The 13612-nt window shown below is 45.7% G+C and carries 10 protein-coding genes; 9 read left to right on the plus strand and 1 reads right to left on the minus strand.

The window, feature by feature from the left end:
* The first annotated feature begins 353 nt into the window (after positions 1-353).
* The 9 genes from AB4486_RS21965 to AB4486_RS22005 all read left to right on the plus strand — a co-directional run bounded on the left by AB4486_RS21965 (position 354) and on the right by AB4486_RS22005 (position 11552).
* Positions 354-1802, plus strand: a complete 1449-nt coding sequence (locus tag AB4486_RS21965; protein WP_017062726.1) for a YfcC family protein — start codon at positions 354-356, stop codon at positions 1800-1802.
* Positions 1803-2607: 805 nt separating this feature from the next.
* Entirely contained in the window at positions 2608-3831 is a 1224-nt protein-coding gene (gene arcA / locus AB4486_RS21970; RefSeq protein ID WP_017062724.1) for an arginine deiminase, read from the plus strand.
* Positions 3832-3904: 73 nt separating this feature from the next.
* Positions 3905-4816 carry a carbamate kinase gene (gene arcC, locus AB4486_RS21975; RefSeq protein ID WP_017062723.1) on the plus strand — a complete coding sequence of 304 codons (912 nt, stop codon included), beginning with the start codon at positions 3905-3907 and terminating at the stop codon, positions 4814-4816.
* A gap of 141 nt (positions 4817-4957) precedes the next feature.
* Positions 4958-5968, plus strand: coding sequence for an ornithine carbamoyltransferase (locus AB4486_RS21980; protein ID WP_017062722.1), 1011 nt, complete (start codon positions 4958-4960; stop codon positions 5966-5968).
* Between the two features lie 490 nt (positions 5969-6458).
* Positions 6459-7388, plus strand: coding sequence for an aspartate carbamoyltransferase (pyrB, locus tag AB4486_RS21985; RefSeq protein WP_372118617.1), 930 nt, complete (start codon positions 6459-6461; stop codon positions 7386-7388).
* 15 nt (positions 7389-7403) lie between these two features.
* A complete protein-coding gene (pyrI, locus tag AB4486_RS21990) occupies positions 7404-7868 on the plus strand; it encodes an aspartate carbamoyltransferase regulatory subunit (RefSeq protein ID WP_017062720.1) in 465 nt (154 codons plus the stop codon).
* A gap of 327 nt (positions 7869-8195) precedes the next feature.
* Entirely contained in the window at positions 8196-8684 is a 489-nt protein-coding gene (locus AB4486_RS21995; RefSeq protein ID WP_017063664.1) for an arginine repressor, read from the plus strand.
* Positions 8685-8859: 175 nt separating this feature from the next.
* Positions 8860-10710 (plus strand): protein-disulfide reductase DsbD, encoded by a 1851-nt coding sequence (locus tag AB4486_RS22000; RefSeq protein WP_372118620.1) that lies wholly within the window; start codon positions 8860-8862, stop codon positions 10708-10710.
* A 212-nt stretch (positions 10711-10922) separates the two neighbouring features.
* The gene (locus AB4486_RS22005; protein ID WP_017062717.1) at positions 10923-11552 is read left to right on the plus strand and encodes a response regulator transcription factor; all 630 of its coding nucleotides are present in this window, start codon (positions 10923-10925) and stop codon (positions 11550-11552) included.
* On the opposite strand, the gene AB4486_RS22010 is transcribed toward AB4486_RS22005, so the two are convergent.
* Complete coding sequence (locus AB4486_RS22010) at positions 11549-13300, minus strand: potassium/proton antiporter (protein ID WP_017066561.1); 1752 nt, start codon at positions 13298-13300, stop codon at positions 11549-11551. The genes AB4486_RS22005 and AB4486_RS22010 overlap by 4 nt on opposite strands.
* Between the last annotated feature and the right edge of the window lie 312 nt (positions 13301-13612).

Raw genomic sequence — 13612 nt, forward strand, 5'->3', positions numbered from 1 at the left:
ATAAACAACACCTACCAAATCAATCTCCTTCCACTTCCAGTTAATCCACAACGAATATTAATCCAAGCTAACTAACCAAAAAACCTTGACGATTTTCTGCCATTTTTTAGCCCTTTTATTAGCCATTATTTTTGTGAACAGCACCAAACTTAAATACCGGAGTAAGGAATAAAATAACCGCAGCTAAATTAAATCTAACTTCATTTGGATTAGTAAATATAAAAACAACCTTAATTTAAAGTCAGCAACTTTATATCGTTGAGTGCTTTATAAGTGTCCGTGTATTTACAATCTATAAATCATTAGTCGCTAATTCACATCACTTCTATTTAAGATGATGTAAGGAGATAGCCATGACAACTCAAACGATACCAAGCGAGAAAAAAAAGGGCGGCTTCTTTGCCAACTTTAAATTCCCTTCTGCCTACACCATTCTATTTATTCTGATTGCGTTCGTCGCACTGCTTACCTGGATTGTTCCAGCAGGCCAATACGACCGTGCAATGAATGAAGAGCTAGGCCGAGAAGTACCCGTAACCGGAACCTATCAAGCGGTAGAAGGTAACCCTCAAGGCGTGATTGATGTACTGCTCGCGCCTATTGACGGCTTCTATGACCACAATAGCTATGAAGCGGCGGCTATCGACGTTTCGCTGTTCATCTTAATCATTGGTGGCTTCTTAGGGCTAGTAACCAAAACGGGTGCCATTGATGCCGGTATCGAGCGCGTCACCGCCCGCTTAGAAGGGCGAGAAGAGTTGATGATACCAATACTGATGGCGCTATTTGCCGCAGGTGGTACCGTCTACGGCATGGCGGAAGAATCACTGCCCTTCTATACATTGCTAGTGCCGGTAATGATGGCAGCTCGCTTTGACCCTCTTGTTGCCGCTGCGACCGTACTGCTTGGTGCAGGTATTGGGGTGCTGGGTTCAACGATTAACCCATTCGCAACCGTGATCGCTGCCAACGCCTCTGGTATTCCATTTACAGACGGTATCGTGTTGCGCATTGCGATGTTGATTATTGGTTGGGGTATTTGTGTTGCCTACGTAATGCGTTACGCAAGAATGGTTCAAGCCGATCCAACAACATCAATTGTCTACGACAAATACGAAGAGAACAAAGCGCACTTCTTAGGTAATGCGAGCGGCGAAAAACTTGAATTCACCGCGACTCGCAAACTGATTCTGACCATTTTTGGTGGCTCGTTCGCTGTAATGATTTATGGTGTATCCGTTGCTGGATGGTGGATGGCTGAGATCTCAGCGATGTTCTTAGCAGCAACCATCATCGTTGGTATTGTGGCTCGCATGAGCGAAGAAGAGTTTACCACCAGCTTCATTGATGGTGCCCGCGACCTACTTGGCGTTGCGCTCATCATAGGTATTGCACGTGGTATCGTAGTGGTGATGGACCGCGGTATGATCACCGATACCATTCTCTTCTCAGCAGAACAGATGGTAACGGGGCTTTCTTCGGTTATCTTCATTAACGTGATGTTCTTCTTAGAGATTCTACTGTCGTTCTTAGTGCCATCGACCTCTGGCTTAGCGGTACTGACCATGCCAATCATGGCACCACTGGCCGACTTTGCTGGCGTAGGTCGTGACTTGGTTATCACTGCGTACCAATCTGCATCTGGCTTGGTGAACCTAATCACCCCAACCTCCGCGGTGGTGATGGGTGGTTTGGCGATTGCTCGTGTCCCTTACGTGCGCTGGGTTAAATGGGTGATGCCACTAGTCGGTATATTGATGGTGTTCTGCATTGTTGTACTGAGTATTGGTGCGCTGATCTAACTAACAGCACTTCACTCCTTTCTCATCCAAAGCCGCTTCTCACAGCGGCTTTTTTATTGTTCCCTCTCAATGTAACCCTCTGCCACTGAAACAGATCCTCAAAGCCATACACGCGATATTCAAGGTTCTTCTGTTCGTAGCCAAGCTCAACTAAACTCAAAGCACTCGCAATAGAAGAATCAATCCTACTTTTAAACATCTAATTTTCTTGATGAAATAACACTCTATTTTCAACCATGATGTTTAAACAAATAGTTAGTCACTTATTAGCGTTAATTATATTTAAAGTAATTAACAGCCTAATAAACAGACGAGGATTAATGCCCTTTTCTATCAAAAAACACACTTAAACAGCCGATTTTAAAATGTGATCGCAACAGCTTTATTCGCATTTACTTTGTTAATAAACAATTAATTCCACATCCAAAATTAAATATCTAAATAAAAACACTGCATACTTCCAAGCTAAGTACACTCTTATCAATAAAACTATTCTGCATATAATCCCTCGTAAATTAGATTCTAGTAAGTTTCGTCAAAAAAGCGTGCATAAAGTTCCCTAACTGCTAACTATTTAGAATGTATTATTCATAACTGAAAGTGCATAAAGTTTGTTAAAACCCTTAATTTTAAAGGGCTGCGGGATAAAAAACGATTTGTGATAGATCTCTAAGAATACCTGACTAGCAGGCGTAATATTAATTCCAGACAAGAGATATGAATAAATAATTCATTCTTCTCAACTGAAAATAAATAATTACTCTTAGCGATAAAAGTAATTCAAATATATAAGAGAGAGACGATCATGAGTAAGTTCTATGTAGGTTCTGAAATAGGTCAATTACGCCGCGTTCTAGTTCACCGTCCAAGACGCGCACTGACTCACCTAACACCCTCTAACTGTCACGATTTACTATTTGATGACGTACTGGCTGTTGAACGTGCTGGTAAAGAGCATGACGCATTTACTCAAACGCTGCGTGATCAAGGTGTTGAAGTTCTTCTTCTTACTGACCTACTAGCAGACACGCTAGCAGTGCCAGAAGCGAAAGATTGGCTTTTGAATCATCAAGTTTCTGATTACCGCTTAGGCAAAACCTTTGCTAACGATGTGCGCTGCTACTTGGGCGACTTACCAAACCTAGAACTAGCAAAAATCCTAACGGGTGGTCTGTCTTACGCTGAGATGCCAATGAAATCATCTTCAATGATGCAAGGCATGCACGCACCAACCGACTTCATTATCGAACCGCTACCAAACCACCTATTTACTCGTGACACATCTTGCTGGGTATACGGTGGCGTATCCATCAACCCGATGGCGAAACCTGCTCGTCAACGTGAAACCAACCACGTTCGCGCTATTTACCGCTGGCACCCAACATTTGCTGGCCAAGACTTCATTAAGTACTTCGGCGATGAAGAAAACATCAGCTACGACAACTCAACCATTGAAGGCGGTGACGTTCTTGTAATCGGTCGCGGTACGGTTCTTATCGGTATGTCTGAGCGTACAACAGCACAAGGTGTTGAGCACTTAGCATCTAGCCTATTCAAACACGGTCAAGCGAAACAAGTTATCGCAATGCAGCTACCAAAACACCGCTCTTGCATGCACTTAGACACCGTTATGACGCACATGAACGAAGATACGTTCTCTGTTTACCCTGAAGTGGTGAGTAAAGACGTACAGTGCTGGAACCTAACTGGTGATGAGTCTGGCGCAGTGAAAGTGAAAGAAGAAGGCTACTTCGTAACAGCTATCGAAAAAGCACTGGGCGTAGACAAGCTAAACCTAATCACGACCGGTGGTGACAACTTCCATGCAGAACGTGAGCAGTGGAACGATGCAAACAACGTTCTAACGGTTAAACCTGGCGTTGTGATTGGCTACGAAGGCAACACCTACACCAATGAAAAATACGATAAAGCAGGCATCACAGTTCTTCCTATCCCTGGAGATGAACTTGGCCGCGGTCGCGGTGGCGCACGCTGCATGAGCTGCCCAATTGAGCGTGATGGTATCTAATCACTAAGACGAAAACGGCCAAGTTGAATGATCTTAAATAATCTCAGCTTGGCCAAAATGAGAGAACACAATTATGACTAAGCAAACTGTTGTTGTTGCACTCGGCGGTAATGCCTTACTTCGTCGCGGTGAGCCGTTAGAAGCCGATGTTCAACGCCGTAATATTGAAACAGCGGTTAAAACCATCTCTGAAATCGCGAAAGTGTACAACGTGGTTCTAGTACATGGTAATGGCCCACAAGTTGGTTTACTGGCTCTGCAAGGTTTGGAATACAAAAAAGTAAACCCGTATCCGCTAGATGTATTGGGCAGTGAGACTCAAGGCATGATCGGCTACATGCTGATGCAAGAGTTCAAGAACTATCTACCTAACCGCAACATCTCGTGCATGTTGACGCAAATGACCGTTGATCCAAACGATCCTGCATTCGCCGATCCAACGAAGCCGATTGGCCCGATCTACGAAGAAGCGGAAGCGCGTGAATTGGCGGAGAAATTCCACTGGATCGTCAAACCAGACGGCCAACACTTCCGTCGCGTTGTGCCAAGCCCACGCCCTACTGGCATTGTTGAGCACGAAGCGATCACCCAACTTATCGATGCAGGCCACCTAGTGATTTGTACTGGCGGCGGTGGCATCCCAGTGAAAAAAGAGAACGGCAAATTAGTGGGTGTTGAAGCGGTTATCGACAAAGACATGTCAGCGGCTTTCTTAGCGAAACAACTGGATGCGGATGCACTGCTTATTTTGACCGACGCGGACGCTGTTTACCTTGATTGGGGCAAACCGACTCAACACGCACTGCGCAGCACCACACCAAGTGAACTGGCGAAATTCGAATTTGATGCAGGCTCTATGGGACCAAAAATTGAAGCATCGTGCGAATTCATTCAGCAAGGCGGCAAAGTCGTCGGTATTGGTGCACTCGAAGATGGTTTGCAAATCCTGCAAGGCTTGGCGGGCACCAACATCACCAAAGATTAATCTACTCGCGAGCTTTTCAAACCTTGCGAGAAAACTGAATCACCGTTTGAACTGAAATTAATACACAAAAATTGAATCGCGCTTTCTTGAATTTTCTTTCCCTGTAACAAGAAAGCGCCTAAATCTAAGAAGGAATACATCATGGCTTTTAACCTACGCAATCGTAACTTCCTAAAACTACTAGATTTCACTCCACGCGAAATTCAACACTTATTAGATCTTTCTATGGAGCTAAAAAAAGCGAAGTACAACGGTTACGAACAGCCAACACTAACTGGCAAAAACATTGCGCTTATCTTTGAGAAAACCTCAACTCGTACTCGCTGTGCATTCGAAGTAGCGGCATTCGACCAAGGCGCTCGCGTGTCTTACTTAGGCCCATCTGGCTCTCAAATTGGCCACAAAGAATCAATGAAAGATACCGCTCGCGTTCTTGGCCGTATGTACGATGGCATTGAATACCGCGGCTTCGGTCAAGAGATTGTTGAAGAGCTAGGCGCTTACGCTGGAGTTCCAGTATGGAATGGTCTGACTGACGAATTCCACCCTACACAAATTCTTGCTGACTTCCTAACCATGACGGAATACGGCCGTGGTAAACAACTGCATGAAATCAGCTTTGCTTACCTAGGTGATGCTCGCAACAACATGGGTAACTCTCTGATGGTTGGCGCAGCGAAAATGGGCATGGACATTCGCCTTGTTGCTCCAAAACAGTTCTGGCCACAAGAAGAACTATTGGCTCAGTGTCGTGAAATCGCAGAGCACACAGGTGGCAAAATTACACTGACTGAAGATGTTCAAGAAGGCGTGCAAGGTTGTGACTTCCTGTACACCGACGTTTGGGTATCTATGGGCGAAGCGAAAGAAGCATGGGCTGAGCGTATCAACCTAATGATGCCTTACCAAGTGAACATGGAAATGCTGAAAGCAACGGGTAACCCACATGTGAAATTCATGCACTGTCTGCCAGCTTTCCATGGCGAAGATACCACGGTAGGCAAACAACTTGCGGCTGAATATCCACAGCTAAAAGACGGTGTGGAAGTGACTGATGAGGTAGTTGAGTCTGAATACTCTATCGTGTTCGATGAAGCTGAAAACCGCATGCACACCATCAAAGCAGTAATGGTTGCAACACTAGGCAGTTAATTACCTAAACAGCTAAGAATCGAAACAACTAAGAAGTTAAGCACTCACTTGTTCGCGAGACATTGACAAGTTAAGTGTAATGACAGGGAAATGCGGGCGGCGAACTTGGGATTTAGCCCTTGGATAAAGCCCGCATTTTTTTTCATGTACTTGAGGGCATTATCGCCCCAAAAACCCTGAGATTTTCTGTTTCAACAAGGGCTTAAATCAAAGCAAAATGTAGAGGTTATTTCGCATAAAAATCCATTAAATGAATACTTTACAGAAAGTATTGCATGCCGTTTTTATCTGAGTATAATCCTCCGCAATTTGTCTTAAGAGAGCAAAAAATGAACTGCAATTCTGTCGCACATGATTGTCAAACTACACGCCAAAGAGTGGCGGTGGTGTCATTTTTATTTTGCTCTATTGATCGTTTCGAAGCCTCCTATTTTTAGGGGGCTTTTTTTTTGTCCGCAATTTGACTGTATGCATAGAAGGAAGACCCGTTATGGCGCATTCGTTATTTAACAAGCACATCATCTCCATACCTGAGCTCACTCGTAATGAACTGGAGCTTATCGTCGACACAGCAGCAAGACTCAAGGCCGAGCCAAACCCAGAGTTGCTGAAAAATAAAGTCGTTGCGAGCTGCTTCTTTGAGCCTTCAACTCGAACTCGCCTTTCATTTGAGACCGCCGTCCAGCGCCTTGGTGGCACGGTCATTGGCTTTGATAATGGCGGTAACACCTCACTGGCGAAGAAAGGCGAAACACTTGCCGATTCAGTGCAGGTTATTTCATCCTACGTCGATGCCTTTGTAATGCGTCACCCACAAGAAGGCGCAGCACGTTTAGCGTCTGAATTTTCTAACGGTGTGCCGGTAGTAAACGGCGGCGACGGTGCTAACCAGCACCCGACGCAAACCTTGCTGGACCTGTTCTCGATTTACGAAACACAAGGCACGCTCGATAACCTCAATGTGGCGTTCGTCGGCGACCTAAAATATGGCCGTACCGTGCACTCATTGACCCAAGCACTATCGAAATTCAATAACGTGCGTTTCTTCTTTATCGCGCCAGAAGTCTTAGAGATGCCAGATTACATCTGTGAAGAATTGGAAGAGATGGGCATCCAATACAGCACTCACAGCAGCATTGAAGAAGTCGTGCCGGAACTGGATGTTCTGTACATGACTCGCGTGCAGAAAGAGCGCTTTGATGCGTCGGAATACGCACACATGAAATCGGCTTACATTCTGACGGCCGATACATTGAAAGACGCTCGTCAAAACATGAAGGTACTTCACCCGCTGCCACGCGTCGACGAAATCACCACCGACGTTGATAAAACGCCACACGCTTACTACTTCGAACAAGCTAAAAACGGTGTATACGCTCGCGAAGCCCTATTGGCCCTAGTTCTTAACGACACTTTATAAGCAGGAGAAACAGTCATGGTTAAACAAACTCAGCTACAAGTAGAAGCGATCCGTAACGGCAGCGTGATTGACCACATCCCTGCTCACCTTGGTATCAAAATCCTTAAACTGTTTAAGCTACACAAGACAGAACAGCGCATCACTATGGGCTTAAACCTGCCATCATCGGCACTTGGCCATAAAGATCTAATCAAGATTGAGAACATCTTCCTGACCAAGGAACAAGCCAACCAATTGGCTCTTTATGCTCCGCAGGCAACGGTCAATCAGATTGAAGAGTATAAAGTGGTTAATAAGCTAACCCTTGTGCTGCCAGAGCAAATCCACAGTGTCTACTCTTGCCCGAATAGCAACTGTATTTCGCACGGTGAACCTGTCGAAAGCAGCTTTAAAGTGCAGCTAAAACAGGAAAACGTGCAGCTAAAATGTCACTACTGTGAAAAAGTATTCTCTCGCGAGATCATGAGTGAAATTCGCTAACCCTTAGCGCCATTATCACGGTCTCCAAAGCACCCTAATACCGATGGATATTTATGCCAAACTTGGAATAAATATCCATTTAACAAAAGAATAAAACTCCAAAATAAAAGCAATTAACTAGAATTTTATTTGGTGATCCCCTTCAAAAAGATAACTATCCTTTAGTGGTAGACTCAATGGGTAGACGATCATACATCACGCATACCTTCCCTCTTTATTTCGGGATTCATCGGTAAGCCCTATTTAACAATCGTACTCTACGGCTTTGGGAGTACGCTCGGCGCTATGGACAAGCGATAACCACATGTTGACCTTAAGGAGTTGTTCATGAACCCAATCACTGAGCACGGTTGCTTGTATTCAGCTGAAGATAAAACACTGACTGCAGCGTGCAAACGCTTACTACAACAACAAAGCTTCTCGACCCAAAATCAACTGCGAGAGAAACTCGTCGATATTGGCTATACCGGTATCAGCCAATCGACCGTCTCTCGTATTTTGTCACAGCTTGGTGTTGTCAAAATTCAGAATGCTTGCGGTAAAAAGGTTTACTGCATCACGGTTGAAAGTGCACCGGTTCGTGTCGATGCATCCATCTCATCGCAAATCGAATTCATCACTCATAACCAAGCGATGGTCATCGTAAAAACTCATCCAGGTTGTGCTCAATTAGTCGCAAGATTAGTCGATATCGACCCACATACTGAGATTATCGGCACCGTTGGCGGTAATGATACCGTGCTTATTATTCCAAAAGATACGATGAATATTGATGCTTGCGAACAAGTAGTAAAAGCACGCTTGGGTGTAGCTTAAATGTCTCTTTTACAAAGGCAAGTCACTCAAGTTGAATTGCAGCTCCCCACTCGATTACCCAATAAAATCGCTATCCCGCCTTAGGGGATATTTGTTTGCCGATGAAACTAATAGCAAACTATTACGGTCTGATTGAGTTAAGATACCTTCAACTCAATTTTGATGACTAAATAGTATGCGACGACTTGCCACATTACTTTTTGTTTGTGTTTCCCTATTCACCCAGCCTGCGTGGGCGCTATTTGGGAACGACAACGCCGAGCCAAGCTTCGGAGGCAATAACAATGGTTTTGTCCCTGTAGACCAAGCTTTCCCTTTCAATTACTACCAGCAAGACGACAAAGTCCTTCTCGACTGGCAAGTAAAAGAGGGCTACTACCTCTATCAACATAGCCTCTCGTTCACCGGGCAAAATCTCGCTATCGGTAATGTTGAATTAGAAGATGGTAAGCCGCACCAAGATGAATTCTTCGGTGAGGTGAGCATTTATACTCAGCCGTTATTCGTGCAAGTTCCTCTGCAGAGTTACCAAGATGGCTCACAGCTGATCGTTAAGTATCAAGGCTGTGCGGACGCAGGGTTCTGCTACCCACCAGAGACTCGTATCATCGACATTGAACCTTTCACAGCAACAGGTTCTGCTAATTCGCAAGGTAGTGACTCACAAGCTTCATCTTCTGCTGGCAACGAAACCGATGTTTCTACGCAACCAACATCTCCGAAAGCAGACGTTGTAAGTAACACGACTCAACAGCCAAATGCCCCTGTTTCAAAAGAAGCAGGCTTAGCCGATAAGCTCGGTGACAGTTGGTGGACCCCTCTATTATTCTTAGCACTCGGTGTTGGTTTAGCCTTTACGCCGTGTGTGCTGCCTATGTATCCGATTCTAACGGGTATCGTTTTAGGTGGTGGCAAACTCAGCCAAGGTCGCGCGCTGATGCTGTCCTTTATTTACGTGCAAGGCATGGCGTTAACCTACACCTTATTAGGTTTAGTGGTTGCTTCAGCAGGCATGCAGTTCCAAGCCGCTATGCAGCACCCTTACGTGCTGATCGCGCTGAGTGTTCTGTTCGTGGCGTTGGCAATGTCGATGTTTGGCGTTTATAACCTGCAACTGCCAAGCAGCATTCAAACTTGGCTCAACAATCAAAGCAATAAGCAGCAAGGTGGCAATACCTTGGGCGTATTCGCAATGGGCGCTATCTCTGGCTTGGTGTGTTCACCTTGTACCACGGCGCCATTGTCAGGCGCGCTGCTGTATGTGGCTCAGAGTGGCGACCTATTTACCGGTGCGATTGCTCTGTATGCATTAGCCATGGGTATGGGTATTCCGCTGATTTTAGTTGCGGTATTTGGTAATAAGCTATTGCCTAAAGCGGGCAGCTGGATGGACAAGGTGAAGATCGTATTCGGCTTTATCTTGCTGGCAGCACCTATCTTCCTGCTAGAGCGCATCATTCCTGAATTGTGGGCAACCGTGCTTTGGTCTGGCCTTGGCTTCATCGCCTTTGGTTGGCTGTACCATAGCAAGAATGCACTGCCATTCGGCGGCTGGAAGCAGAGTGCGGTAGGCATCATCGCGATGCTTGGCTTGTTTGCTTCGGCACAGCCTGCATTGAACTATTGGTTTGCGGAGAAGAGCGTAACGGTAGAACAACAGCACATCCAATTTGCACGCATCAACACGGTTGAAGAGCTAGAAATCCAGCTCATCGAAGCGAAGAAACTCGGTAAGCCTGTGATGCTCGACTTCTACGCCGATTGGTGTGTGGCGTGTAAAGAGTTCGAGAAGTACACCTTCCATCAAGCTGATGTGGAAAACAAGCTTTCTGACTTTGTACTGCTACAAGCCGATGTAACGAGAAACATGCCTCAAGACATTGAACTGCTTAAACAATTACAAGTACTTGGCTTACCGACGATTGAGTTCTGGGATGGCGAGGGTAACCATGTTCCAAATGCTCGTGTAACCGGTTTTATGCCTGCTGATGTATTCTTAAAACACATGCAAAACAACCAGCTATAACGGCAATATTCACTAAAATATAAGCCGAATCGAAAGCCGCACCGCCCCTCCGTAACGAGATGGCAGTGCGGCTTTTTTGCTATTCAGAGTAACGCTTTCTTATTCCGGGGATAAAAGTCGATATGGTTCAGACTTTTAATGCATAGATATTGTCCACATACTCAATCAGGATGATAATAAATATTAACTAAATTGTTAAAAGTATGAACGTCATGGACTCGACCTATACCATCATCATTGCTGATGACCACCCTCTCTTTCGCAACGCCCTGTTTCAGTCAGTTCATATGGCGATCAGTGGTGCGAACCTGCTTGAGGCCGATTCTCTCGATGCCTTACTGACTCTGCTAAAGAAAGAAGGCGAGCCGGATCTATTACTGCTCGATCTGAAAATGCCGGGCGCCAATGGCATGTCAGGCTTAATTCAACTGCGCGCTGAATACCCAGATCTACCGATTGTGGTGGTTTCTGCCAGTGAAGATGCCAGCGTGGTCACTCAGGTGAAGAGCCACGGTGCGTTTGGCTTTATTCCTAAGTCGAGTGATATGCGTGAGTTGGTGAGTGCACTGAATCAAGTGCTGAATGGCGACCCGTTCTTCCCTGAAGGGCTTATCACCAATAATGCAGCGTGTAGCGACCTTGCAGAAAAGATTTCCACACTGACGCCTCAGCAATACAAGGTATTAGGGATGCTTTCTGACGGCTTGCTTAACAAGCAAATCGCGTATGAATTGAATGTTTCGGAAGCGACCATCAAAGCACATATGACGGCCATCTTCCGTAAACTGGATGTGAAAAATCGTACTCAAGCGGTTATCTTGCTACAAGAAGTCCACAATTAAGCTTCACTGATATCCTCTTCTAAAGTCGTCTTAGGTAAACATAAACCCAACCTGACGACTTTATGATCATCTATCTCTGCAACCACCCAAGTGATGTCATGCCACTCAAAGCTATCACCCAATACAGAGTGTGCGCCAAGCTCTTGAGCAACCAATTGTTTTAGCGTCATTTCTCGCTCTTCTTCCGAGCCAAGTTCAATACCATAACAATCACTCACTGCCGCAACTGATAGCTCAACATCCAAGAAGAAGTCACCAAAGAATCGTGCCGCCTCTTCTGCTAGAGGCGCCTCACTGAACAACGAACTTAAGCTGTCCAAATCTTTGTCTTGACCAAGCACACATAAGATATCGTTCGCCTCTAACACGGTGCTGCCTGATGGGTGAAGCAAGGCATCCTTTCTAAACAGTGCAGTAATTCGCGTTCCTTCCGGCATAGACAAACGCTTTAGTGGTTCGCCCACACACCACTTCTCTTCTTTCAGCTTGTAGACAAACATCTCCCACTCACTAGCAGGGTAAATTTCAATGCCAGTACGAGAAATCGGTGTCGGCGTTGGAGGTAGCGTCACTTGAGCCAATCTCGCGACTTTCATCAAGCTGCCGCCTTGAACAATCAGCGACACCATAACCACGAAGAACGCGATGTTGAAGTAAAGCTGAGCATTAGGCAGGCCAGCCATCATCGGGAACACCGCCAGAATGATCGGTACCGCGCCGCGTAGACCGACCCAAGAAACAAACCAACGTTCCTTGGTGGTAAAGCTTCTGAACGGCAGCAAACCCAACCAAACCGACAGCGGACGAGCAAACAAAATCATACCGAAGGCCAGTGCCAGCGCAGGCAGAGCAATGTCCATCAACGTTGATGGCGTCACCAATAAACCCAATACCAAGAACATCACGATCTGGCTTAGCCACGTCATGCCATCAAGAACATTAAGAATCGAGTGTCGCGAGCGCGTCGGACGATTACCAATGAACAAGCCCACTAGGTAAATCGATAAAATGCCGCTGCCGCCAAGCATGTTAGAGAACGCAAACAGAGCCACGCCCCCACTGAGTACCAGAATGGAATAAAGGCCATCAGCCAATTGTACTCGATTGATTAAGCTCCATAGAACCCAGCCGCCGCCAATACCAACAAGAGTACCGATACCAAACTGCATCGCAAAACTTTGCAGTAGGAAGTTCATTCCCATCTCAGCGTCAGGGTTACCTAACAGCGCAATTAAGGTCACCGTCAGGAAGACCGCCATTGGGTCGTTAGTGCCCGATTCGATCTCTAGGGTTGAGCCAACACGCTCATTGAGACTCTGTCCTTTCAGCAAAGAGAATACCGCTGCCGCATCGGTTGAACCAACAATCGCCCCGACCAAGATGCCCTGCATTAATGACAAGTCAAACAGCCAAGCCGCCATTAATCCGGTTAAGGTTGCTGTACATGCGACACCTATCGTCGCCAGCGAGAGCGAAGGCCAGAAAGCGACCTTGAAGCTCGCCACCTTGGTTCGCATACCGCCATCCAACAGAATCACGGCAAGCGCAAGGTTACTCACCAAGTAGGTCAGTGAGTAATCATCGAAATGAATATTACCGGGTCCATCTTCACCCGCTAACATACCAACGAATAAAAAGATCAAAAGAATCGGAACGCCCAATCGTGAGGACACTTGTGAGAAAAGCACACTGATGGCGATGAGCACCGCACCAGTTAAAAATAAGTGGTTGATAGTTATTGCGTCCAATTCGTTCCCCCAAAGAATAAAACTCAAGATATAAGCATGTTGATCTTCTGCCGCTAGCTTGTTGATCTTCTGCCGTTTAGCAAGGCACGGTCGGTGAAAGTGCCGTTGTTACTATAACAAACTTATGTTTCGCTTCGTGTCATAAGCAGGGCTAAATACCGTTTCTCGGTCATTTAGTTGTTAAATTTTATGACTCGCAGTCTAATTCATCCCTTTTTGTTAGACCTTTGGCTAATTTAACAACATTTTAACATCACATTTTTCTATGATTATGTCTCCTAGCTCCCATATTTCAGTACATTAGCGCTAATA

Origin of the sequence: Vibrio sp. 10N.222.55.C6, from assembly GCF_041473395.1 — a bacterium.
GTDB classification, from domain to species: Bacteria; Pseudomonadota; Gammaproteobacteria; order Enterobacterales; family Vibrionaceae; genus Vibrio; species Vibrio crassostreae_C.